General features: G+C 69.3%; 17 protein-coding genes and 2 rRNA genes. 12 read left to right on the forward strand and 7 right to left on the reverse strand.

Translation table 11 applies throughout. The features are described from left to right. Positions 1 to 124: 124 nt before the first annotated feature. A 23S ribosomal RNA gene (locus tag L1857_RS06760) occupies positions 125 to 3243 on the forward strand. Positions 3244 to 3310: 67 nt separating this feature from the next. After that, a 5S ribosomal RNA gene (rrf, locus tag L1857_RS06765) occupies positions 3311 to 3427 on the forward strand. A 104-nt stretch (positions 3428 to 3531) separates the two neighbouring features. Here rrf and L1857_RS06770 read toward each other — a convergent pair. From L1857_RS06770 to L1857_RS06780, 3 genes are all read right to left on the reverse strand, one after another. After that, positions 3532 to 5172 carry a phospho-sugar mutase gene (locus L1857_RS06770; protein ID WP_116115523.1) on the reverse strand — a complete coding sequence of 547 codons (1641 nt, stop codon included), beginning with the start codon at positions 5170 to 5172 and terminating at the stop codon, positions 3532 to 3534. Further along, positions 5169 to 5960, reverse strand: coding sequence for a purine-nucleoside phosphorylase (locus L1857_RS06775; RefSeq protein WP_094008927.1), 792 nt, complete (start codon positions 5958 to 5960; stop codon positions 5169 to 5171). The genes L1857_RS06770 and L1857_RS06775 overlap by 4 nt, the downstream gene beginning before the upstream one ends. A 573-nt stretch (positions 5961 to 6533) precedes the next feature. Further along, positions 6534 to 8270 (reverse strand): serine/threonine-protein kinase, encoded by a 1737-nt coding sequence (locus L1857_RS06780; protein ID WP_094008922.1) that lies wholly within the window; start codon positions 8268 to 8270, stop codon positions 6534 to 6536. Between the two features lie 127 nt (positions 8271 to 8397). Between L1857_RS06780 and L1857_RS06785 the strand changes: the two genes are divergently transcribed. From L1857_RS06785 to L1857_RS06810, 6 genes are all read left to right on the forward strand, one after another. Next, positions 8398 to 10278 (forward strand): methylmalonyl-CoA mutase family protein, encoded by a 1881-nt coding sequence (locus L1857_RS06785; RefSeq protein ID WP_116114799.1) that lies wholly within the window; start codon positions 8398 to 8400, stop codon positions 10276 to 10278. After that, complete coding sequence (scpA, locus tag L1857_RS06790) at positions 10278 to 12446, forward strand: methylmalonyl-CoA mutase (protein ID WP_116114797.1); 2169 nt, start codon at positions 10278 to 10280, stop codon at positions 12444 to 12446. Before L1857_RS06785 ends, scpA begins: the two co-directional genes overlap by 1 nt. 4 nt (positions 12447 to 12450) lie before the next feature. After that, complete coding sequence (gene meaB / locus L1857_RS06795) at positions 12451 to 13434, forward strand: methylmalonyl Co-A mutase-associated GTPase MeaB (RefSeq protein ID WP_116114795.1); 984 nt, start codon at positions 12451 to 12453, stop codon at positions 13432 to 13434. 45 nt (positions 13435 to 13479) lie between these two features. Next, entirely contained in the window at positions 13480 to 13773 is a 294-nt protein-coding gene (locus tag L1857_RS06800; protein WP_094008918.1) for a hypothetical protein, read from the forward strand. Between the two features lie 165 nt (positions 13774 to 13938). Further along, positions 13939 to 15234, forward strand: coding sequence for a M20 family metallopeptidase (locus L1857_RS06805; RefSeq protein ID WP_094008917.1), 1296 nt, complete (start codon positions 13939 to 13941; stop codon positions 15232 to 15234). Between the two features lie 166 nt (positions 15235 to 15400). Then, positions 15401 to 16300 carry a DUF559 domain-containing protein gene (locus L1857_RS06810; protein ID WP_205413417.1) on the forward strand — a complete coding sequence of 300 codons (900 nt, stop codon included), beginning with the start codon at positions 15401 to 15403 and terminating at the stop codon, positions 16298 to 16300. Positions 16301 to 16413: 113 nt separating this feature from the next. Here the strand turns inward: L1857_RS06810 and L1857_RS06815 are convergent, their stop codons facing one another. After that, on the reverse strand, positions 16414 to 16866 hold the full coding sequence (locus tag L1857_RS06815) for a gamma-glutamylcyclotransferase family protein (protein ID WP_039792089.1): 453 nt from the start codon (positions 16864 to 16866) through the stop codon (positions 16414 to 16416). Positions 16867 to 16965: 99 nt separating this feature from the next. Here L1857_RS06815 and L1857_RS06820 point away from each other — a divergent pair, with 99 nt between their 5' ends. The 3 genes from L1857_RS06820 (at position 16966) to L1857_RS06830 (ending at position 19462) form a co-directional block, all read left to right on the forward strand. Further along, positions 16966 to 18369, forward strand: coding sequence for an NAD(P)H-quinone dehydrogenase (locus tag L1857_RS06820; protein WP_094008916.1), 1404 nt, complete (start codon positions 16966 to 16968; stop codon positions 18367 to 18369). 83 nt (positions 18370 to 18452) lie between these two features. Beyond that, on the forward strand, positions 18453 to 18938 hold the full coding sequence (locus L1857_RS06825) for a hypothetical protein (RefSeq protein WP_116114793.1): 486 nt from the start codon (positions 18453 to 18455) through the stop codon (positions 18936 to 18938). Next, positions 18935 to 19462: a class F sortase gene (locus tag L1857_RS06830; protein WP_116114791.1), complete on the forward strand. Its 528-nt coding sequence runs from the start codon at positions 18935 to 18937 to the stop codon at positions 19460 to 19462. Before L1857_RS06825 ends, L1857_RS06830 begins: the two co-directional genes overlap by 4 nt. A gap of 50 nt (positions 19463 to 19512) precedes the next feature. Here the strand turns inward: L1857_RS06830 and glpK are convergent, their stop codons facing one another. Both glpK and L1857_RS06840 read right to left on the reverse strand, forming a co-directional pair. Beyond that, on the reverse strand, positions 19513 to 21018 hold the full coding sequence (gene glpK / locus L1857_RS06835) for a glycerol kinase GlpK (protein ID WP_116114789.1): 1506 nt from the start codon (positions 21016 to 21018) through the stop codon (positions 19513 to 19515). 13 nt (positions 21019 to 21031) lie between these two features. Further along, complete coding sequence (locus L1857_RS06840; RefSeq protein WP_116114787.1) at positions 21032 to 21781, reverse strand: MIP/aquaporin family protein; 750 nt, start codon at positions 21779 to 21781, stop codon at positions 21032 to 21034. A 214-nt stretch (positions 21782 to 21995) separates the two neighbouring features. On the opposite strand from L1857_RS06840, the gene L1857_RS06845 reads away from it, so the two are divergent. Next, the gene (locus L1857_RS06845; RefSeq protein ID WP_094008911.1) at positions 21996 to 23708 is read left to right on the forward strand and encodes a glycerol-3-phosphate dehydrogenase/oxidase; all 1713 of its coding nucleotides are present in this window, start codon (positions 21996 to 21998) and stop codon (positions 23706 to 23708) included. A gap of 454 nt (positions 23709 to 24162) precedes the next feature. On the opposite strand, the gene L1857_RS06850 is transcribed toward L1857_RS06845, so the two are convergent. Next, a complete protein-coding gene (locus L1857_RS06850; RefSeq protein WP_205413416.1) occupies positions 24163 to 24795 on the reverse strand; it encodes an AMP-binding protein in 633 nt (210 codons plus the stop codon). Positions 24796 to 24878 lie beyond the last annotated feature (83 nt).

Consider the following 24878-nt stretch of genomic DNA (forward strand, 5'->3'; position numbering starts at 1 on the left):
AACGGGCATCGGAGGGGCCGGGTGGTGGGTGTTCATCTTTACGCTGTTGGGTCCTGAGGCAACACGGTGTGTTGTTTCTGGGTGTGGTGTTTGAGAATTGCAGAGTGGATGCGAGCATCTTTGTGGTCAAGTTGTTAAGGGCACATGGTGGATGTCTTGGCATCAGGAGCCGATGAAGGACGTGGGAGGCTGCGATAAGCCTCGGGGAGCTGTCAACCGAGCTGTGATCCGAGGGTGTCCGAATGGGGAAACCCAGCACCTGTTATGAGGTGTTACCCGTACCTGAATATATAGGGTGCGTGGAGGGAACGCGGGGAAGTGAAACATCTCAGTACCCGTAGGAAGAGAAAACACTAGTGATTCCGTGAGTAGTGGCGAGCGAAAGCGGAGGAGGCTAAACCGTGCGCATGTGATACCTGTCAGGGGTTGTGTGTGCGGGGTTGTGGGATCCATCTTCCAGAATCTGACAGTTCTGGCATCGTGCTGCATGGCTAGTGGAACCGCCTGGGATGGTGGACCGGAGTGGGTGAGAGTCCCGTACGCGAAAGCTGTGTTGGTGTGGTGTGGTGGTGTTCCCGAGTAGCAGCGAGCTCGTGGAATTTGCTGTGAATCTGCCGGGACCACTCGGTAAGCCTAAATACTTCCTGGTGACCGATAGCGGACGAGTACCGTGAGGGAAAGATGAAAAGTACCCCGGGAGGGGAGTGAAAGAGTACCTGAAACCGTGTGCCTACAAGCCGTCAGAGCGATCGTTTGATTGTGATGGCGTGCCTTTTGAAGAATGAGCCTGCGAGTTAGTGCTGCGTGGCGAGGTTAACCCGTGTGGGGTAGCCGTAGCGAAAGCGAGTCTGAAGAGGGCGTGTGAGTCGCGTGGTCTAGACCCGAAGCGGAGTGATCTACCCATGGCCAGGCTGAAGCGAGGGTAAGACCTCGTGGAGGGCCGAACCCACCAGGGTTGAAAACCTGGGGGATGAGTTGTGGGTAGGGGTGAAAGGCCAATCAAACTCCGTGATAGCTGGTTCTCCCCGAAATGCATTTAGGTGCAGCGTCGCATGTTTCGTGGTGGGGGTAGAGCTACTGGATGGCCTAGGGGCCTTACCGGGTTACCGAAGTCAACCAAACTCCGAATACCATCACGTGAGAGTGCGGCAGTGAGACGGCGGGGGATAAGCTTCGTCGTCGAGAGGGAAACAGCCCAGAACACCGGCTAAGGCCCCTAAGTGTGTGCTTAGTGGGAAAGGATGTGGGGTCGCCGAGACAACCAGGAGGTTGGCTTAGAAGCAGCCATCCTTGAAAGAGTGCGTAATAGCTCACTGGTCAAGTGGTCCTGCGCCGATAATGTAGCGGGGCTGAAGTACACCGCCGAAGCCGTGTCAATGACACATATACATCCGCAATGCTCTTTGGGAGTGTTGTGCAGTGGTGTTGTTGGGTAGGGGAGCGTCCTGCATCCAGGGAAGCGGCGAGGGAACTCAGTCGTGGAGGGTGTGGGAGTGAGAATGCAGGCATGAGTAGCGAATGCAGAGTGAGAAACTCTGCCGCCGGATGACCAAGGGTTCCTGGGTCAAGTTAATCTGCCCAGGGTAAGTCGGGACCTAAGGCGAGGCCGACAGGCGTAGTCGATGGACAACGGGTTGATATTCCCGTACCCGCGTATGTTCGCCCATGATGAGGCGCATGATACTAACCACCCGAGCCGGTGGAGACCTTCGGGTTGAGATCGGTGAGCGTGGGGCCTGAGTGTGTAGTAGTCAAGCGATGGGGTGACGCAGGAAGGTAGCTCCGCCAGTGAGTGGTTGTACTGGTGTAAGCGTGTAGCCTGGGACATAGGTAAATCCGTGTCCCGTTGAGGGTGAGACGTGATGCGTAGCCGTTGAGGCGAAGTAGGGTGATCCTCTGCTGCCGAGAAAAGCCTCTAGCGAGAACATGTGCGGCCCGTACCCCAAACCGACACAGGTGGTCAGGTAGAGAATACTAAGGCGGTCGGGTGAACTGTGGTTAAGGAACTCGGCAAAATGCCCCCGTAACTTCGGGAGAAGGGGGGCCAAAGCACTTGAAGCCCCGTGCGGGCTAGGGTGAGTTGGCCGCAGAGACCAGCGGAAAGCGACTGTTTACTAAAAACACAGGTCCATGCGAAGTCGTAAGACGAGGTATATGGACTGACGCCTGCCCGGTGCTGGAACGTTAAGAGGACCGGTTAGCTCTCTTCGGGGGGCGAAGCTGAGAATTTAAGCGCCAGTAAACGGCGGTGGTAACTATAACCATCCTAAGGTAGCGAAATTCCTTGTCGGGTAAGTTCCGACCTGCACGAATGGCGTAACGACTTTCCGGCTGTCTCAACCACAGGCCCGGTGAAATTGCACTACGAGTAAAGATGCTCGTTACGCGCGGCAGGACGGAAAGACCCCGGGACCTTTACTATAGCTTGGTATTGGTTTTCGGTTCGGCTTGTGTAGGATAGGTGGGAGACTGTGAAGCTGTCACGCTAGTGGTGGTGGAGTCGTTGTTGAAATACCACTCTGGTCGGATTGGGAATCTAACCTAGGGCCCTGATCGGGTTCAGGGACAGTGCCTGGTGGGTAGTTTAACTGGGGCGGTTGCCTCCTAAAAGGTAACGGAGGCGCCCAAAGGTTCCCTCAGCCTGGTTGGCAATCAGGTGTTGAGTGTAAGTGCACAAGGGAGCTTGACTGTGAGACTGACGGGTCGAGCAGGTGCGAAAGCAGGGACTAGTGATCCGGCATCTCCTGGTGGAAGGGATGTCGCTCAACGGATAAAAGGTACCCCGGGGATAACAGGCTGATCTTGCCCAAGAGTCCATATCGACGGCATGGTTTGGCACCTCGATGTCGGCTCGTCGCATCCTGGGGCCGGAGTAGGTCCCAAGGGTTGGGCTGTTCGCCCATTAAAGCGGCACGCGAGCTGGGTTTAGAACGTCGTGAGACAGTTCGGTCCCTATCCGCCGCGCGCGTAGGAGACTTGAGGAAGGCTGTCCCTAGTACGAGAGGACCGGGACGGACGAACCTCTGGTATGCCAGTTGTCACGCCAGTGGCATGGCTGGTTAGCTACGTTCGGAAGGGATAACCGCTGAAGGCATCTAAGCGGGAAGCCTGTTCCTAGATGAGGTCTCCCACCCCTTTGTGGGTTAAGGCCCCCAAGAGACGATTGGGTTGATAGGCCAGACATGGACGCACAGTAATGTGTTTTTGAGTGGACTGGTACTAATAGGCCGAGGACTTGCCCACGAAGCTGCTACGCATCCGCTCTGCAACTCTGAGACACCACACCACACCTGTGGTTGTTTCACAGAGTTTCGGTGGTCATGGCGGCAGGGAAACGCCCGGTCCCATTCCGAACCCGGAAGCTAAGCCTGCCAGCGCCGATGGTACTGCACCCCCGCGGGTGTGGGAGAGTAGGACACCGCCGAACACAATTTGATACTCGAGGCCCCGGTCGAGAACTGTAAAAGGTTCTCCCGGGGCCTCGAGCTTTTTGCCCGGTACTGCCCGAACAAGGCGGACAGCACCGGGCGATCAAGCCAGCAGAGCCTCCACATCGGCACGCAACGCGGCCATCGTCGCCGTCGCATCCACTCGCACCTCCGCCAACGCGGCGGCGTCCGCCACCGGCCGCGCCACCTGCAGGTAGCACTTCAGCTTCGGCTCGGTGCCCGACGGGCGGATCACCACCCGCACCCCGCCGTCGGCGATCCGCAACGCGTCGGTCTCCGGCAACAGATCCTCCATCTCCACGGCCAACCCGGCCAGCTCGGCCGGCGGCGTCTTCCGCAGACGCGCCATCAGCTGCCCGCGGACCGACAGATCCGTCACCCGCAACGACACCTGGTCCGTCACGTACACCCCGTGCGCGACGGCGAGCCGATCCAGCTCGTCGAGCAACGACCGGCCCTCGGCCTTCAGCTTCGCCGCCAGATCACACGCGAGCGTCGCCGCGGCGATGCCGTCCTTGTCCCGCACGAAGTCCGGGTTCACGCACAGCCCGAGCGCCTCCTCGTAGGCGAACACCAGCCCCGCACCGGAGCGGGTCAGCCACTTGAACCCGGTCAAGGTCTCCGCGTACCGGGCGCCGTGGGCGCGGGCGATCGCACCCAGCATCGACGCGGACACGATCGTCGTCGCCACCAGCGGGTCCGGGTTGCTGGTCGTGGACAGGACGTACTCGCCCAACAGCACCCCGGTCTCGTCCCCGCGGAGCATCCGCCACGTGCCTGCCGGGTCCGGGACGCCGACGGCACACCGGTCGGCGTCCGGGTCCAGGGCGATGGCGAGGTCGGCGTCCACCTCCGCGGCCAAGGCGAGCAGCAGATCGGTCGCGCCGGGCTCTTCCGGGTTGGGGAAGGACACCGTCGGGAAGTCCGCGTCCGGGTCGGACTGCTCGGGCACCAGGTGCACGTCGGTGAACCCGGCCCGGGACAGCGCCGCACGCAGGACGTCGGCGCCGACCCCGTGCAGCGCGGTCGCCGCGACCCGCAGATCGCGGTGCGGAGACCGCGGGACCTGCGACACCCGGTAGAGGTACTCGTCGAGGATCTCCTCCCCGAGCACCGTCGCCCCGGGCTTGCGGGGCACGCTGATCGCGCCCGGCGCGTCGGCGATCGCGGCTTCGATCTCGGCGTCGGCGGGCGGCACGATCTGGATCGCGGTGTCGTCGTAGAGCTTGTAGCCGTTGTCCGCGGGCGGGTTGTGGGACGCGGTGATCTGGATGCCGGCGGCCGCGCCGAGGTGTTTGGTCGCGAACGCCACCAGCGGTGTCGGCAGTGCCCGGGGCAGGACCCGCACGTCGAACCCCGCCGCGTGGAGGACCTCGGCCGCCGCCGCGGCGAACTCCGCCGAGCCGTGGCGGGCGTCCCGGCCGACGACCACGATCCGGCCGGCCTTGCCGTGCTCGGTCAGCCAGGCCGCGACCCCGGCCGTGGTGCGGACGACGACCGCGGTGTTCATGCCGTTCGGCCCCGCCCGGACGGGACCGCGCAGCCCGGCGGTGCCGAACTCGAGCGGGCCGGCCATCCGGTCGGCGAGGTCGTTCAACGCGTCCGGGGCACCGTTCATCGCGTCGGCGAGCACGGCCTGCAGTTCCTGCCGCGCGGCCGGGTCGACGTCGTCGGCGATCCAGCGGAACGCGCGGTCCCGGAGTTCCGGGTCGAGCCGGCTCATGCGCGCGCGACGAGCTGACGCAGCAGGGTGCCCATCTTCTCCGCCGACGCGCGTCCGGCCTCCAGGACCTCCTGGTGGCTCAGCGGTTCGCCGGTCATGCCCGCGGCGAGGTTGGTGACCAGGGACAGCCCGAACACCTCGACGCCGGCGGCGCGCGCGGCGATCGCTTCGAGCACGGTCGACATGCCGACCAGGTCGGCGCCGAGGGTGCGCAGCATGCGGATCTCGGCGGGGGTCTCGAAGTGGGGGCCGGGCAGGCCCGCGTAGACGCCCTCGGTCAGGCTCGGGTCGATCTGGCGCGCCAGGTCCCGCAGGCGGTGCGAGTACAGGTCGACCAGGTCGACGAAGTTCGCGCCGGTGATGGGGGAGGTCGAGGTCATGTTGAGGTGGTCGCAGATCAGCACCGGCTGGCCGACCTGGTAGTCGTCCCGCAGGCCACCCGCGGCGTTGGTGAGCAGGACGGACTTCACGCCCGCGGCGGCCGCGGTGCGTACGTTGTGCACGACGCGGCCCACGCCCTTGCCCTCGTAGAGGTGGGTGCGGCCGAGCAGCACCAGGGCACGCTTGCCGTCGACGTCCACCGAGCGGACGGTGCCGCCGTGCCCCACGGCGGTCGGGGTCTCGAAGCCGGGCAGCTCACCGAGCGGGATCTCCGCCTCGGGCTCGCCGATCACGTCCGCCGCGGGACGCCACCCGGAGCCGAGAACCACCGCGATGTCGTGCTTGGCGAAGCCGGTGCGCTCGGCGATGGTGGCGGCAGCAGCCGACGCCACATCTTGTTCGGTCATGGGAACATCCTCCCAGCGCCGCGCCACGCCGCGCGTTGAACCCAAGGTAGCTGGGTGGTCATCCCGTCGCCTGACACGTGACGATCACTTTGAGCCAGGCCCGCAACCCAGGCCGCCAACCGGCGGCCGACCATGCCAACCTTGCGGGCCTGGCTCAAAGTGATATGCACAAACCGCAGGCGACGGGATGACCACCCAGCGACCACCTCGCCAAGGTGACGTGACTGCATTCCCCGTCATCCCGGAGCCTGCCCGTCCGGCGAGGACATCTTTTGATCTTTTTTCTGCGCTTCGCGCAGGACAGCGCCTACGGCGCCAAAGGTCACCTTCCGACCACCCCCGCCCCCGATGCCTGATTGTGTTTCAGTCGCCGATCAGGCGTGCCAAGGCGGGAAAGAGTACCTTGACACGCCTGATCGGCGACCAAAAGCGGGCTGGGGATCGGGGCGGGGGAGGTCTGGTTGGGGTAGTCGGTCCTGCTGCGTTGCCAGGCGGGGTTGTGCAGGGCTGCCGCGCGGTCAGTCGAGTGCCGGGCCGCTTGCGTTGCCGGGTGGCGGTTGGGCGCTGTGCGTTCTAACCCGTCACCTGAAAAGTCGGCAGGATCCGGTCGTAGAGCGCCGTCTTCGCGGTGCCTTCCTGCTCCGTCGGTACCGTCACGCTCACCGCCCAGAGGCTCGTTCCCTGCTTGAAGACCTTCGCGTACGTCGTGCGGCTGACCGAACCGGCCGGGGCACGGTCGATCGTCCGGTACATCATCGTCCGGCCGTCCTGCTCGGCCAGCTTCGCCTGGCTGACCATCCGGAACTCCCCGCTCGAGCGGCTCTTCTCCAGCGCCTTGACGTAATCGTCGATGTCGTTGCCGGGGAAGTACTTCGGGAAGTGGTTCACCGCCAGCATCTGCGAACCGTCCGCCGAGACGAACTGCACCAGCGTCGACAGCGGCAGATCGTCCCCCGCCTGGGAACTCGTGAACCGCGTCCAGCCGGACGGCACGTCGACCGTGAACGTGCCGTCCTGGACGCCCTTCACGCTCGACGCCTCGCCCGTCCGGCGCTCGAACACCGTCGGCTGCGGGGCGGACAGCCCGGACGTGTCCTCCCGCGACGGGGGCGCCACCGGCTGCGCACCGATCACCCGCGCCGCCACGAAACCGCCGAACGCGGCGGCCAGGAACAACACGATCGACGCCGCGACCAGCACCACCGTCGCCGCCGTGCTGCGGCCCACCGGGGCGGGGGTGACCAGCGTGCCGACGGCCGGGCGGGGCGCGGCGAGCGTGTCGGCGGGCCGGCCGAACGGCAGCGGCCCGGGATCGGCGGCCAGCTCACCGCTCGCCTCGGGGCGGGACGGCCCGAACGGCAGGGGACCGGGGTCGGCCGCCAGCTCACCGCTCGTCTCCGCCGGGCCGTCGTCCACCGCGGGGCGAGCCGAGATCTCCCGCGTGTCGGTGGCCTCCTCGCGCTGACCGCTCGCCGCCGCGAACATCTCCGGTCCGAACAGGACCCGTGGCGCCTTCTCCAGGATCGGGTACAGCCGCCGCCGCACCTGCGCCAGCGGCAAGCGGTCCCGCGGCTCCTTCGCCATCAACGCGGTGATCAACGGCGCGAGCGGCCCCGGCGACGGCCGCGGCACCTCGCCCTTGACGACCTTCCCGATCGTCTCCAGCGGGTCGCCGTCCGCGTCGTAGGGCGGGTGGCCCTCCACCGCGCAGAACAGCGTCGCGCCCAGCCCCCACAGGTCGGCGGCCGGAGTCACCGCTTTGCCGGAAGCCACCTCCGGGGCGATGTACGCCGGCGAACCCAGCGTCATGCCGGTGCGGGTCATCGACGCGTCGGACACGTTGCGGGCGATGCCGAAGTCGGTGAGCTTGATCCGCCCGTCCTCGGCGACCAGCACGTTCCCCGGCTTCACGTCACGGTGCGTGATACCCGCGTTGTGTGCGGCCCCCAGCGCCGCGGCCACCGCGTCGCCCACCGCGGCGGCCTGCTCGACCGACAGCGGACCGTGGTCGCGGATCAGCTCGGCCAGGCTGTGCGAGGGCAGCAGCTCCATCACGACGAACGGCTCGCCGTCCTGACGTGCGACGTCGTGCAGGGTGATCACGTTCGGGTGAGACAGCACGGCGATGGCCCTGGCCTCACGCAGCGTCCGCTCGCGCAGCTCGTCGGCCTGGCCCGCGGTGACCCCGGGCGGCAGCAGGATCTCCTTCACCGCGACCGGCCGGTGCAGGAATTCGTCGTAGGCCGACCACACCGTGCCCATCGAGCCGGAGCCCAGCACGGAGCGCAACCGGTACCGCCCGGCCACCACCCTGGTCTCCTCGCTCGAACTCGCCACGGCACCATTGTTGCGGATGCGCGCTCGGTGACCGCGGGCGCTGCCAGCCCGCGAGCAGAGTCACAATCGTGCCCCTTGCCCGCCCCCTACCATCAGACGTATGACTCAGGCTGGGACAACGGCGCCCACCCCGGATTCGCCGGACGAGCTGGCCCTCGCCGCCGAGTTCGGGACGCCGCGGCGGGAGGACTGGCAACGCCTCGTCGCGGGGGTGCTGACCAAGAGCGGAGTGCTGCCGGAGTCCTTCGACGGCGCCCCGGAAAGCCTCCTGACCAGCAAGACCTACGACGGCATCGAGATCCAGCCGCTCTACACCGCCGACGACGCGGCGCCGCCGTCCGGCTTCCCGGGCCTGCCCCCGTACGTGCGGGGCGCGGTCGCCGAGGGCACCAACAGCACCGTCGGCACCGGCTGGGACGTGCGTGTGCTGCACGGCGGCGCCGACGCGGCCGAGACCAACAAGGCCATCCTCGCCGACCTGGAGAACGGCGCCACCTCGGTGTGGCTGCGCGTCGGTGGTGACGCACTGCCACTGGACGCCCTCGCCGACGCGCTCAACGAGGTCTACCTCGACCTCGCGCCGATCGTCCTCGACCCCGGCGCCGACTACGAGGCCGCCGCCGAGGCCCTGCTTGGGCTGCTCGCCGAGAAGAACGTCCCGGACAGCGAGGTCGCCGGCACCCTCGGCGCCGACCCGATCGCGCTGCGTGCCCGCACCGGCCGCCCGCACGACATCGCGCCCGCCGCCGCGCTCGCCGCGCGTCTGTCCGCCAAGCACCCGAAGCTGCGCACGCTGGTGGTCAACGCGCTGCCCTACCACGAGGCAGGCGGCTCCGACTCGCAGGAACTCGGCGCCGCCATCGCCGCCGGGGTGGCCTACCTGCGCGCCCTCACCGACGCCGGGCTGAGCGTGGACGCGGCCGCCGACCAGCTGGAGTTCCGCTTCGCCGCGACCGCCGACCAGTTCCTCACCATCGCCAAGCTGCGCGCCGCCCGCCGCCTGTGGGCGCGGGTGTGCGAGGTGTCCGGCGCGACCGGCGGGCGCGGGATGCGCCAGCACGCGGTCACCTCGCCCGCGATGTTCACCCGCCGCGACCCGTGGGTGAACATGCTGCGCACCACCCTCGCCTGCTTCGCCGCCGGAGTCGGTGGGGCGGACGCCGTCACCGTGTTGCCGTTCGACTTCGCGATCGGGCTGCCCGACGCGTTCTCCCGCCGGATCGCCCGCAACACCCAGTCGATCCTGATCGAGGAGTCCAAGCTGTCCGGCGTGATCGACCCGGCGGGCGGCTCCTGGTACGTCGAGAACCTCACCGACGCGCTGGCCAACGCGGCCTGGCGCGAGTTCACCGAGATCGAACGCCAGGGCGGCATCGAGGCGGTGCTGGACTCCGGCGCACTCGCTGCGCGGCTGGACGAGACCTGGCAGGCGCGGCAGAAGCGGCTGGCCACCCGCACGGACCCGATCACCGGCGTCAGCGAGTTCCCGGACCTGCACGAAAAACCGGTCGAACGCACCCCGGCACCGTCCGTTGTGGACGAAGGCGGGCTGCCGCGCGTGCGGTACGCCCAGGCCTACGAGGAGCTGCGGGACCGCTCCGACGCGCACCTCGCCGAAACCGGTGAGCGGCCGAAGGTCTTCCTCGCCACGCTCGGCCCGGTCGCCGCCCACACCGCCCGCGCGACCTTCGCGGCCAACCTCCTCCAGGCCGGCGGCATCGAACCGCTCAACCCGGGCGCGGCCGGGGACGTCGTGGCCGCGTTCCGGGAGAGCGGCGCCAAGGTCGCCTGCCTGTGCGGCACCGACAAGCTCTACGCCGAGCACGCCGCGGAGACCGCGCGGAAGCTCAAGGAGGCCGGCGCGGTTCGCGTGGTGCTGGCCGGGAAACCGGAGTACCCGGACGTCGACTCCTACGTCCACGCCGGCTGCGACGCGCTCGCCGCGTTGACCAGCATCCTCGACACGCTGGGAGTGAAGTGATGGCCATCCCCGACTTCACCGACGTCGAACTCGGCATCCCCGACCCGGGCAGCCAGACCGGCTGGGCTGAAGCGCTGCACTCGAGCACCGGCAAGGGCGCCGACGCGCTGACCTGGGAGACCCCCGAGGGCATCGGCATCAAACCGCTCTACACCGCCGAGGACACCGCGGGCCTGGACTTCCTGCGCACCTACCCGGGCATCGCGCCGTTCCTGCGCGGCCCGTACCCGACGATGTACGTCAACCAGCCGTGGACCATCCGCCAGTACGCCGGGTTCTCCACCGCCGCCGAGTCCAACGCCTTCTACCGGCGCAACCTCGCGGCCGGGCAGAAGGGCCTGTCGGTCGCGTTCGACCTGGCCACCCACCGCGGTTACGACTCCGACCACCCGCGGGTGGCCGGTGACGTCGGCATGGCGGGCGTGGCGATCGACTCGATCTACGACATGCGCCAGCTCTTCGACGGCATCCCGCTGGACAAGATGAGCGTGTCGATGACCATGAACGGCGCGGTGCTGCCCGTCATGGCGCTCTACATCGTGGCGGCCGAGGAGCAGGGCGTTCAGCCGGAACAGCTGGCCGGGACCATCCAGAACGACATCCTCAAGGAGTTCATGGTCCGCAACACCTACATCTACCCGCCGCAGCCGTCGATGCGGATCATCTCCGACATCTTCGCCTACACCTCGCAGCGGATGCCGCGGTTCAACTCGATCTCCATCTCCGGCTACCACATGCAGGAGGCCGGGGCGACCGCCGACCTGGAGCTGGCCTACACGCTCGCCGACGGCGTCGAGTACATCCGCGCCGGGCTGGACGCGGGCCTGGAGGTCGACAAGTTCGCGCCGCGCCTGTCCTTCTTCTGGGCGATCGGCATGAACTTCTTCATGGAGGTCGCCAAGATGCGGGCGGCCCGGCTGCTGTGGGCCAAGCTCGTGAAGCAGTTCGGGCCGAAGTCCGAGAAATCGCTCTCGCTGCGCACGCATTCGCAGACCTCCGGCTGGTCGCTGACCGCGCAGGACGTGTTCAACAACGTCATCCGCACCTGCGTCGAGGCGATGGCCGCCACCCAGGGCCACACCCAGTCGCTGCACACCAACGCCCTCGACGAGGCGCTGGCCCTGCCCACCGACTTCTCCGCGCGCATCGCCCGCAACACCCAGCTGCTGCTGCAGCAGGAGTCCGGCACCACGCGCGTGATCGACCCGTGGGGCGGCAGCGCGTTCGTCGAGAAGCTGACCTACGACCTCGCGCGCAAGGCGTGGGGCCACATCAGCGAGGTCGAGTCGGCGGGCGGCATGGCCCGCGCGATCGACGCCGGCATCCCGAAGCTGCGCATCGAGGAGGCCGCGGCCCGCACCCAGGCGCGGATCGACTCCGGCCGCCAGCCGGTCATCGGCGTGAACAAGTACCAGGTGGTCGACGACCAGCAGATCGACGTGCTCAAGGTGGACAACGCCGGGGTGCGCGCCCAGCAGCTGGAGAAGCTGCGGCGGCTGCGCGAGGAGCGCGACGAGGACGCCACGCAGGACGCGCTGCGGCGGCTCACCGCTGCCGCGGAGGGCGAGGGCAACCTGCTGGAGCTCGCTGTCGACGCGGCCCGCGCCAAGGCGACCGTCGGGGAGATCTCCGACGCGCTGGAGAAGGTGTGGGGGCGCCACTCCGGGCAGATTCGTACGATCTCCGGCGTGTACCGCGACGAGGTCGGGAAATCCGGGAACGTGGAGAAGGCACGCGCGCGGGTCGAAGCGTTCGCCGAGACCGAGGGGCGCCGTCCGCGCATCCTGGTCGCCAAGATGGGCCAGGACGGGCACGACCGCGGGCAGAAGGTGATCGCCACCGCGTTCGCCGACCTCGGCTTCGACGTCGACGTGGGGCCGCTGTTCTCCACTCCGGCCGAGGTCGCGCGCCAGGCGATCGAGGCGGACGTGCACGTCGTCGGCGTGTCCTCGCTGGCCGCCGGCCACCTGTCGCTGGTGCCCGCGCTGCGCGAGGAGCTGGCCCAGCTCGGGCGCGAGGACATCATGATCGTGTGCGGTGGCGTCATCCCGCCGCAGGACTACGACGAGCTGCGCGCCGCCGGGGCGTCGGCGATCTTCGGACCGGGCACGGTCATCGCGGACGCCGCGCTGGACCTGCTCGACCAGCTCGAGCAGCGGGAGTCCTGAGCCCTTGCCGCGCAAGATCGACGTCGGTGCCTACGCCAAGGGCGTGCTCGCGGGCGACCGCGGCACCCTGTCCCGGGCGATCACGCTGGTCGAGTCCCAGCGGCCGGACCACCGGCAGCTCGCCCAGGAGCTGCTGGTCGAGCTGCTGCCGCACGCCGGTGGCGCGCGGCGGGTCGGGATCACCGGCGTGCCCGGGGTCGGCAAGTCGACCTTCATCGACCAGCTCGGCACCGACCTGACCGAGACCGGTCACCGGGTCGCGGTGCTGGCCGTCGACCCCTCGTCGACCCGGACCGGCGGCAGCATCCTCGGCGACAAGACCCGCATGGCGCGGCTGGCCAACGATCCGGCCGCGTTCATCCGGCCGTCCCCGACCTCCGGCACGCTCGGCGGCGTCGCCCGCGCCACCCGCGAGACGATCGTGCTGATGGAGGCCGCCGGGTACGACGTCGTGCTGGTCGAGACCGTCGGCGTCGGGCAGTCCGAGGTGACCGTGGCCAACATGGTCGACTGCTTCCTGTTCCTGACGCTGGCCCGCACCGGCGACCAGCTGCAGGGCATCAAGAAGGGCGTGCTGGAGCTGGCCGACGTGATCGCGGTGAACAAGGCCGACGGCGAGCACGAGCGCGACGCCAAGCGCGCCGCGCGGGAGCTGGCCGGCGCGCTGCGGATGATCTACGGCCCGGACGCCGCCTGGACACCGCCGGTGCTGACCTGCAGCGGGCTCAACGACATCGGCCTGGACACCGTGTGGCAGCAGATCGAACGCCACCGCGAGACCCTCCAGGCGTCCGGCGAGCTGGACCGCAAGCGCAAGCAGCAGCAGGTCGACTGGACGTGGGCGATGGTGCGCGAGCAGCTGCAGGCCCGCCTCGCCGAGCACCCGGGCGTGAAAGCGCTGGTGCCCGGGGTCGAGGAGGACGTCCGCGAGGGCCGGCTCACCGCGACGCTCGCCGCGCAGCGGATCCTGGACGCGTTCTCCCTGTGAGTGTCTTCCTTGTTGATGGGTAACCGAACCGGCACACTGGGCTCCATGGTCAAGGTGCGTGCCGTGCTGGCGGGTCTGATGCTGACGACGATGGTCACCTTCGCCGTGCCCGCGGCGCCCGCGCTCGCCGCCCCGGTGTCCGTGCACGTCACCGCCGCCGACGTGGTGGCGCAGCAGACCACCGATCCGGGGCCGCGGATCAACCCCGACGACAACAGCAAGGCCAACCAGGAGAAGACCAAGAGCAAGATCGTCGTCGGGGTGCTCGCCGCGGTGCTCGCCGGGATCGTCCTCTGGGGACGGAGCGTGCGGCGGAAGAAGCGCAAGGCCTCCAGCTGACCCGTGCGCGGCGTATTCGGTTACGCCGTATTCCGTAGTGCCGCTCGCCGCAGATCCACTACCGGCCGTCGCCCAGAGTGAGATCCGGTTCGAAGATTGCTCCTTGCATGGTGCAGGATTGCGTCAAATGGGTTACGTAGTTCTCGGTGTGTATGGAGGTGCGGCGTGACCGTGCTGGACTCCCGCCCGGAGGTGCCCGGCGATCACGGTGGTCGCCCTACCTCGTTCGAGGCGTCGGACGCGCTGATCACGGCGGACGGCGTCAGCATGGCTCCCGTGACCGATCTCGGTGCGGGCCGGGGCCCCTTCTGGCTGGACGAGTGGCTCGCGCGCGGCGGTACCGACCTGGTCGCCTGGCGCCGTCACATCCACGCCCACCCCGAGCTGGCGCGCCACGAGTTCGCGACCACCGAACTGATCACCGACATCCTGCGCTCGGCCGGGCTGACCCCGGAGATCCTGCCCGGCGGCACCGGCGTGGTGTGCGACGTCGGATCGGGTGACCGCTGCGTCGCCCTGCGGGCCGACATCGACGCGCTGCCGCTCACCGAGGCGACCGGCCTGCCCTACTCGTCGACGGTGGAGGGCGCCGCGCACGCCTGCGGGCACGACGCGCACACCGCGATCCTGCTCGGCGTGGCGAAGGCGCTGGCGTCGGCGCCCGAGCTGCCCGGCCGCGTGCGGCTGATCTTCCAGCCCGCCGAGGAGGTCATGCCCGGCGGCGCGCTCGACGTGATCACCGCCGGCGGCCTCGACGGCGTCGACCGGATCTTCGGCCTGCACTGCGACCCGCGGCTCCAGGTGGGCAAGATCGGCACCCGGGTCGGCGCGCTGACCTCGGCGGCCGACCTCATCGAGCTGCGGCTGACCTCGCCCGGCGGGCACACGTCCCGGCCGCACCTGACCGCGGACCTGGTGCACGCGCTCGGCGTCGCGATCACCTCGCTGCCGTCGCTGCTGTCCCGGCGCGTCGACCCGCGGTCCGGCACCGTGCTGGTGTGGGGCGCGGTGCACGCCGGGCAGGCCGCCAACGCGGTGCCCGAGGAGGGCGTGCTGCGCGGCACGCTGCGGACGGCGGACCACGAGGTGTGGAAGTCGCTGGAGCCGCTCGTCGCGTCGTCGGTGGAGTCGCTGCTCACGCCCTACGGGGTCGGCTTCGAGCTGGACTACCGCCGCGGGGTGCCGCCGGTCGTCGGCGACGTGGACAGCACGTCGCTGCTGCGCGCCGGGATCGAAGCCGCCCTCGGCGACGATGCGGTGACCGGTACGGAACAGTCGTCGGGCGGCGAGGACTTCGCCTGGTACCTGGAGCACGTGCCGGGCGCCTTCTGCCGCCTCGGGGTGTGGTCCGGCGAGGGCGACCAGCGCGACCTGCACCGCCCCACCTTCGAACTGGACGAGCGCGCGCTGCACGTCGGCGTGCGCGTCCTGGTCCACACCGCCCTGGCCGCCCTGGCCTGAGCAGCCCGCGAGTCCCACGCTCCCGTCCGCGAGTCCCACGCTCACGCGCACGAGTTCTGCATTCGTGCGCGTGAGTTCTGCGTTCGAGTTATCCACAGGCGCGGAAGTTATCCACAGATCTTGTGAGTTGCCGCTACTTCGGTACTTTCTGCGACATGGTCGACACATGGCGTCGTTACCGAAGAGCTTGCATGGTGCCTACCACCGTGCCGAACTGAACAAGATCGTCGGGCCGGGCGAGATCCGAAAGGCCGTCGCAGCCGGGCAACTCGTCGCGGTGTCGCGAGGCGTGCTGGTCGATGCCCGGCGCGCGACCGAATTCACGACGAGAGCCGCGGCAGCGGTGCTGATGGCCGGGCCCGAGGCGGTGTTGAGCGGACCGAGTGCGCTCCTCGTGCTCGGCTGTTCGGTGCCGGATCCGGCCCCGGTGCACATCATCGTGCCGTACCACCGCAAAATCCGGCCGCGCCCGGGAGTGAAGGTTCATCAGGGGCGCCTTGACCAGAGCGACGTGCACGAGTTCGACGGGCTCCGGGTGCAAGCGCCGGAACTGGCGCTGGCCGAAGTGATGTGCCGGGCCACGCGTCGGATTGCGCTGGCTACCGCCGACGAGGCGCTGGGGATGCTCGCCGAGGACCTCCGGGACGACTTCCGGACCAGGATCGAGGAGCGGATCCTCGCCCGTCCTGATCCGCGGGGGCGGAGGCAGGGGCTCGCGGTGCTCCAATTGGCGACCGGGATGGCGGAGTCGCCGATGGAGAGCTGGATGCTGCTCGCGCTGGTCGACGGCGGACTGCCGGTGCCCGTGCAGCAGCACTCGATCACCGATCTCGCCGGGCGCGAGCTGTACCGGCTGGACTTCGCGTGGCCTGAGCTGCGTGTGGCCGTCGAGTACGACGGCTACGCGGCGCACGAGAACAGGCGGGACCGGGATGCGGCAAGGGACGAAGACCTGCGACGGCGGGGCTGGACGGTGATCCGGGCTTCCGCGGACGACCTGGCGGCACCGGCACGGGTGATCGAGGCGGTGCGGGCGGCCTTCCGGGTTCGCGGGCTAGCCACGTGACGGTGTGAATGTGGAACTCGCGGACGTGAACGTGGGACTCGCGGACGTGAGTGTGGGACTCGCGGGCGTGAGTGTGGGACTCGCGGGCGTGAGTGTGGGACTCGCGGAGGGGGTCAGGAGGTGATTCCGCGGCAGGGGCGGGTGCGCAGGTCGTCCACGTAGTCCGTGGGCGCGCCGGCCGCCTCGGCGGCGTCGGCCAGCACGCCGAGGTACCGGGCCGACGGCAGGCCGCCCTCGTAGGCGTCCAGCACGTACAACCAGGCCAGCGCGGAGCCGTCCATCGTCTGCACGCGGAGCCGGATCTTGTTGTGCATGCCCAGCTCACCGCCTTCCCAGCTGTCCAGCCGGGCCTCGTCCAGCGGTGTCACGTCGTACAGCACCACGAAGACCCGGGAGCCCGGGTCTTCGACGATGGTCGCCAGCGCGCCTTCCCAGCCGAGGTCCTCGCCCCCGAAGGTCAGCCGCCAGCCCTCCAGCCAGCCGGTGCCGGCCATGGGCGAATGCGGCGCCCGCTCCATCATCTGATTCGGATCCATGTTGGACCCGTAGGCGGCATACAACGGCACGCGCACAGCCTAGCCGCCCGTCGCTCACCCGACCGGACGTACTCCGGGTGTCGCGGCCTAAGGTTGTGGATGACGTGCGCGTGAGGAGGAGGAGACGACGTGACCAGGATCGTGATCATGGGCGGCGGACCGGCGGGCTACGAGGCGGCGCTGGTGGCGGCACAGCACGGCGCCGACGTCACGATCGTCGAGAAGGACGGGCTCGGCGGCGCGTGCGTGCTCTACGACTGCGTCCCGTCGAAGACGTTCATCGCCTCCTCGGGGGCCCTCGCGAACATGCACGGCCTCGGTGAGCTGGGGATCATCACCGACATGGCCGACACCAGCGTCGACCTGCGCACGGTGCACGGCCGGGTGAAGGGCCTCGCGCTGGCCCAGTCCGCCGACATCCGCGCCCGCGTGCAGCGCGAAGGTGTGAAAGTCCTCACCGGCGAGGGCCGGTTCGACGACGACGAGCCCGGCCTGGCCACGCACAAGGTCCGCGTCACGAAGGCCACCGGCGACGTCGACGTGCTCGACGCCGACGTCGTCCTGATCGCCACCGGCGCCACCCCGCGCGTGCTGCCCGGTGCGGTGCCCGACGGCGAGCGCATCCTCGACTGGCGCCAGCTCTACGACCTGCCCGAGCTGCCCGAGCACCTGGTCGTGGTCGGGTCCGGCGTCACCGGCGCCGAGTTCGCCTCCGCTTACACCGAGATGGGCGTCAAGGTCACCCTGGTGTCCAGCCGCGACCGTGTCCTGCCGCACGAGGACGCCGACGCCGCCGCCGTGCTGGAGGAGGTGTTCGCCCAGCGCGGCAACACCGTCGTCAAGCACGCGCGCGCCGAGCGGGTCGAGCGCACCGAGAAGGGCGTCGAGGTCCACCTGCAGGACGGTCGGGTCATCGAGGGCACCCACGCGCTGATGACCGTCGGCTCGGTGCCCAACACCAAGGACATCGGGCTGGAGAAGGTCGGCATCGAGCCGGGTCCCGGTGGGTTCATCACGGTGGACCGCGTGTCCCGCACGAGCGTTCCCGGCATCTACGCGGCGGGCGACTGCACCGGGGTGCTGATGCTCGCGTCGGTGGCCAGCATGCAGGGCCGGATCGCGATGTGGCACGCGCTCGGCGAGGGCGTCGCGCCGATCAAGCTGAAGACGGTCGCCGCGAACGTGTTCACCCACCCGGAGATCGCGACCGTCGGCATCAGCCAGAGCGCGATCGACTCCGGCGCGGTCCCGGCCCGCACGATCATGCTGCCGCTGGCGACCAACGCGCGGGCCAAGATGGAGGGTCTGCGCCGCGGTTTCGTGAAGCTGTTCTGCCGCCCGGCGACCGGGGTGATCGTCGGCGGCGTGGTCGTGGCGCCGACGGCGAGCGAGCTGATCCTGCCGATCGCGCTGGCGGTGCAGAACCAGCTGACGGTCGACCACCTGGCGCTCACGTTCGCGGTGTACCCGTCGCTGTCCGGCTCCATCACCGAGGCCGCGCGGCAGCTGATGCGGCACGACGACCTGGACTGACGTCACGGTTGGGTGTCGGGAGCCAACCCCGGCACCGGGCGGCGCGCCTACAAGGCCATCAGCTCTACCGCCGTGAGGCCACCATGAGAACAACCGCCATCGCCGCCGCCCTGCTCGCGACCCTGGTCGCCGCCACGCCGGCGTTCGCGCAGACCACCACCACCGAACCCACCTCGCCGGAACCGCTGCCGGTGTGGCTGAAGCTGTCCGCCTACAGCGGGCACCCCGGCGAGAAGGTCTCGGTCGCCGCCGCGTGCGACGACCAGGCCAGTCCACTCACCACTCGCGCCTTGCGGGTGACCCAGCCGCTCGAGGCGAACCCGGAGGGTCACCAGCCGTGGGCGTTGTTCGCCGAAACGGTGATCCGGGATGTGCCGGAAGGCTCCTATCCGGTGTCGTTCCACTGCGGTGGGGATCCGGTGACCGTGTACTTCACCGTGCTCGACCGGGATTCCTCGCCGGCGCCGGGCTCAGGGCAGACGAAGAAGGCGCCGGCGTCGAGCCAGGGCCAGACGCGGGTCGTGCCGCAGGGCGCGCCGCAGACCGGTGACGGGTCGCTGGCACCGTGATCCGCGCGGCGCTCGCCGTGGCGCTGGGCCTGCTCCTGCTGAGCGGTTGTGCCGCCGCGCCGGAGCAGGCGCCCACGGCTTCCGTGCCCGCTGCCGTGGAAATCCCGGCGATCGGGGCCCGGTCGAGCCTGATTCCGTTGGGGCTCAACGAGGACGGGACCGTGGAGGTGCCGCCGGTGACGTCGCCGCGGCAGGCCGGCTGGTACTCGCTCGGCCCGGCGCCGGGGGAGCGCGGGCCGGCCGTGATCCTCGGGCACGTCGACGGCAACCGGCCGCAGGGGATCTTCTCCCGCTTGCACGAACTCGCGCCCGGCGACCGGATTTCGGTGTCCCGTGTGGACGGTTCCCGATCCGGGTTCGCGGTGACCCGGGTGGAACGGGTGCCGAAGACGGACTTCCCGACCGCCGCGGTGTACGGCGACACGGCCGGGCCGGAGCTGCGGCTCATCACGTGCGGCGGGGTTTTCGACCGCGCGGCGCGCAGTTACCGCGACAACGTCATCGTGTTCGCCGTTCTCGCCTGAGCCCGCTCTCCCCGCACCGGAACCCGGCACGGGGAAAGCGCGCCCACACGTCACTCCACCCAGTCGAAGGTCTTCGTCACCGCCTTCTTCCAGTTGCGGTACTGCGCCTCGCGGTGCTGGGCGTCCATCGACGGGGTCCATTCCTTGTCCTGGGCCCAGTTGTTGCGGATGTCGTCCTCACTGGCCCAGAAACCCACGGCCAGGCCGGCCGCGTACGCCGCGCCGAGTGCCGTCGTCTCGGCGACCACCGGGCGGATCACCGGGACGTCCAGGATGTCCGCCTGGAACTGCATCAGCAGCTCGTTCACGACCATCCCGCCGTCGACCTTCAGCGACTTCAGCGGCACACCCGAATCGGCGTTCATCGCCTCGATCACCTCGCGCGTCTGGAACGCCGTCGCCTCCAGCACCGCCCGCGCGATGTGCCCCTTGTTCACGTACCGCGTCAACCCGGCGATCACGCCCCGCGCGTCCGACCGCCAGTACGGAGCGAACAGACCCGAAAACGCCGGCACGAAGTACGCCCCGCCGTTGTCCTCGACCGTGCGGGCCAGCTGCTCGATCTCCGCGGCGTTGCTGATGATCCCGAGGTTGTCGCGCAGCCACTGCACCAGCGAACCGGTCACCGCGATGGAACCCTCCAGCGCGTAGACCGTCTCGTTCGACCCGATCTTGTAACAGACCGTCGTGAGGAGGCCGTTCTCCGACATCACCTTTTCCGTGCCGGTGTTCAGCAGCACGAAATTGCCGGTGCCGTAGGTGTTCTTCGCCTCGCCGGGGGACAGGCACGCCTGCCCGAACGTCGCCGCCTGCTGGTCGCCGAGGATCCCGGCGATCGGCACGCCGGACAGCACCCCGCGCGGCCGTACCTTGCCGTACTCCTCGGACGACGAGCGGATCTCCGGCAGCATCGACATCGGGATGCCCATGTCAGCCGCGATCTCGGCGTCCCAGCTGAGCGTGTCCAGGTCCATCAGCAGGGTGCGCGACGCGTTCGTCGGGTCGGTGATGTGCACCCCGCCGTCCGGGCCGCCGGTCATGTTCCACACGGTCCAGGTGTCCATGTTGCCGAACACCAGATCGCCGGCCTCGGCGCGTTCCCGCGCACCCTCCACGTTGTCCAGGATCCACTTGACCTTCGGCCCCGAGAAGTACGTGGCCAGCGGCAGGCCCGTCTTCGGGCGGTACCGCTCCTGCCCGCCGCCGAGCTCGCCCAGCTGGTCGACGATCCGGTCGGTGCGGGTGTCCTGCCAGACGATGGCGTTGTAGACCGGCTTGCCCGTCTTCCGGTCCCACACCAGCGCGGTCTCGCGCTGGTTCGTGATGCCGACCGCGGCGATGTCCCCGGCCTGCAGGTCGGCCTTGGCGAGCGCGCCCGCGGTCACCGCGCGCGTGTTCTCCCAGATCTCCTCGGCGTTGTGCTCGACCCACCCGGCCTGCGGGAAGATCTGCTCGTGCTCCCGCTGGTCGACCGCGACCACGCGGCCGGAATGGTCGAAGATCATCGCCCGGGTGGACGTCGTGCCCTGGTCGATGGCGGCCACATAAGACGTCATGCTGATCTCCCAATCAGGTCAGGTTGTGCACGGCCAGGTACAGCAACGCGGCGAGGGCGCCGCCCGCGAGCGGTCCCACCACGGGAACCCACGAATAACCCCAGTCGCCGTCCCGCTTGCCGCGGATCGGCAGGAGGAGCGCATACGCGATGCGCGGACCGAGGTCGCGCGCCGGGTTGATCGCGTACCCCGTCGGCCCGCCGAGGGAAATACCGATCACCAGCACCACGAACGACACCCCGGCGTACCCCAGAGCCGAGTTGCCGAACTCCGGCACGCCGGCCTCGCCCGCCGTCGCCGTCGGGCTGAGCAGGATCCACGCGACGAGCACGAACGTGCCGATGATCTCGGTGACCAGGTTCCAGCCGTAGCTGCGGATCTGCGGGCCGGTGGAGAAGACCCCGAGCGTGTTCTCCGGCTCGGGGTGGTCGTCGAACTGCAGTTTGTAGGTCGCCCAGCAGAGCACGGCGCCGATGATCGCGCCGACCATCTGGCCTGCCACGTAGATCGGCACGTCCTCCCACGGGGTCTTGCCCGCGATGGCCAGGCCCAGCGTCACCGCCGGGTTCAGGTGCGCACCACTCGGCGCGGCGATGCTGGCGCCGGTGAACACACCGAAGGCCCAGCCGAAAGTGACGAACAGGAAGCCCGCGTTGTTGCCGAGGTTCTTGCGGAGCACCACGTTCGCGACCACGCCGGTACCCAGCAGAATCAGGGTTCCGGTACCGAGCAGCTCCCAGATGAATATTCCCAGTGCACTCATCCTGCCCCTTCCCAACGTCCCCAAGGGTCGGACACAGTGCACACCGGCCACATCGCCGACCCACGACGACTGAACCTAACCCTGGGTGACCACCAGTCCAACCCCCACCGCGGGAATTCCTGGATGTCGGGACACCTGTCCTAAAGCCGCGCGGGTGCCGGATCCCGTGCCATGCTGGTGTGGTGAGCCCGTGTCCGCGAGGGAAGGAACCGGAGTGACTGAGGCGAAGCTGGGGCCGGAGGCGAGGGAGGAGACCTGGCGGCGGCTCGGTGAGGAGACGTTCGACCTCGTGGTGATCGGCGGCGGGGTGGTCGGCGCGGGCACCGCGCTCGACGCGGCCACCCGTGGCCTCCGGGTCGCTCTGGTCGAGGCGCGTGACCTGGCGTCCGGCACGTCGAGCCGGTCCAGCAAGCTCTTCCACGGCGGCCTGCGGTACCTCGAACAGCTGGAGTTCGGTCTCGTCCGGGAGGCCCTGCGCGAGCGCGAGCTGATGCTCACCCGCATCGCGCCCCACCTGGTGAAGCCGGTCAGCTTCCTGTACCCGCTGCAGCACCGCCTCTGGGAGCGGCCGTACACCGCGGCCGGGCTGTTCCTGTACGACACGATGGGCGGCGCGCGGTCGGTGCCGGGGCAGAAGCACCTCACCCGGGCGGGCGCGCTGCGACTGGTCCCCGCGCTCAAACGCGATGCCCTGATCGGGGGAATCCGGTACTACGACTCGCAGGCCGACGACGCCCGCCACACGATGACCGTCGCCCGCACGGCGGCGCACTACGGCGCGGTGGTGCGGACCAGCACCCAGGTCGTCGGGTTCCTGCGCGAGGCCGACCGCGTGTCCGGCGTGCGCGTGCGCGACGTCGAGGACGGGCGCGAGACCGAGGTGCACGCCAACGCGGTCATCAACTGCACCGGCGTGTGGACCGACGAGCTGCAGCGCCTGTCCGGCAGCCGCGGCCGGTTCCGGGTGCGGTCCAGCAAGGGCGTGCACATCGTGGTGCCGCGCGACCGGATCGTGTCGGAGTCCGGGCTGATCCTGCGCACCGAGAAGTCCGTGCTGTTCGTGATCCCCTGGCGCAACCACTGGATCGTCGGCACCACCGACACCGACTGGAACCTCGACCTCGCCCACCCCGCGGCCACGAAGAACGACATCGACTACATCCTCGAGCACGTCAACTCGGTGCTCGCGACCCCGCTGACGCACGACGACATCGAAGGCGTCTACGCCGGGCTGCGCCCGCTGCTGGCCGGCGAGAGCGAGGAGACGTCGAAGCTGTCACGCGAGCACGCGGTGGCGCGCGTGGCGCCGGGGCTGGTCGCGATCGCGGGCGGCAAGTACACGACTTACCGCGTGATGGCCGCCGACGCGGTCGACGCCGCCGCGCCCGACCTGCCCGGGCGCCTGCAGCCGTCCATCACCGACAAGGTGCCGCTGCTCGGCGCCGACGGCTACCACGCGCTGGTCAACCAGGCCGACCACCTCGCCGCGCAGCACGGCCTGCACCCGTACCGGGTCCGGCACCTGCTCGACCGGTACGGCTCGCTCGTGCACGAGGTCCTCGCGCTCGGCGAGGGCAAGCCGGAGCTGCTGCGCCCCATCGAGCACGCGCCGGACTACCTCGGGGTCGAGGCCGTGTACGCGGCGAGCCACGAGGGCGCGCTGCACCTGGAGGACGTCCTCGCGCGGCGCACCCGCATCTCCATCGAGTACCCGCACCGCGGGGTGGACTGCGCCGAGGCTGTGGCGCGGATGGTGGCGGACGTCCTGGGCTGGTCCGAGGAGACGGTCCGCCACGAGGTCGAGGTGTACACCGCGCGGGTGGCGGCGGAGCGGGACTCGCAGACGCAGCCGAGCGACGAGGCAGCCGACGAGCGGCGATCGAGCGCGCCGGAGGCCCGGGCGCGGCTGGCGGCGCCGGTGGGGTGAGCCGCCGGGCAGGCTGCCGGGCCGGGGCTGCTGCTGGGCGAGTGGTGGTCGAGCGTGCCGGAGGCTCGGGCGCGGCTGGCGGCGCCGGTGGGGTGAGCCGCCGGGCAGGCTGGCGGGCCGGGGCTGCTGCTGGGCGAGTGGTGGTCGAGCGTGCCGGAGGCTTGGGCGCGGCTGGCGGCGCCGGTGGGGTGAGCCGCCGGGCAGGCTGGCGGGCCGGGGCTGCTGCTGGGCGAGTGGTGGTCGAGCGTGCCGGAGGCTTGGGCGCGGCTGGCGGCGCCGGTGGGGTGAGCCGCCGGGCAGGCTGGCGGGCCGGGGCTGCTGCTGGGCGAGTGGTGGTCGAGCGTGCCGGAGGCTTGGGCGCGGCTGGCGGCGCCGGTGGGGTGAGTCGTCGGGTGGGCTGGCGGGCCGGGGCTGCTGCTGAAGGCCGCCCCGGCGGCGTGATCGTCCTGGCGGGTCAGGCCTCGCCGGCCAGGTTGGCTGCCGCGAAGCTTCCGGTGCCCGTCGCGCGTTCGTGGAGTACCACCGTGTCCCCGGCGAGCAGCGCCTTGCACGTCAGGCGGTTGCCGATCGGGTGCGACAGGGGCGCTATCAACAGCACCTGCTGCGGCCCGGCGGGGTTCGGCCGCGTCGTGCGGGCCATCTCCTCGTACACGTCCCGGTAGCAGACCAGGTTCGTGCCGTCACCGGAAAACATGGTCTCGATCGAGCGCGGCAGTGCGGCGTCCTCGTCCCGGCGGGCGGCGCGCGCGACGCGCGACGTCACCAGCGGGCCCTCCGTGGTCAGCACGTGGTCGACCTCGAGCAGCTCCAGCAAATCGGTGCGCTCTTCGTCCACATGCACCACCCGAGCGCCGAGTAACTGGGAAGCGAACTGCAGGAGAATTGTTTCCGGCGTGTTTCCACCGGTAATTGCGACCAGCTGCCCGGGGACAATCCCCTCGGATTTCAGTGTCGCATGCAGCCGCCGTAATGTGTCGAAGGTCTCCCGATACGTCATCGACCGGCCACGATGGGCGAATGCGATCTGGTCGCCGCCACCTAACAGCACGTCGAGGATGCGGGTCAGAAAGACGCTGGACTCGCCCACGTTCCCCCCGTTCAGCGCTGAATCGGAATCTGAAACCAGATCACCACAACACCCCGCGGCGCGCGAGGAATTGTGTCAGCCAG

The sequence above is a fragment of the Amycolatopsis thermalba genome (genome assembly GCF_023376025.1).
GTDB classification, from domain to species: Bacteria; Actinomycetota; Actinomycetes; order Mycobacteriales; family Pseudonocardiaceae; genus Amycolatopsis_E; species Amycolatopsis_E thermalba.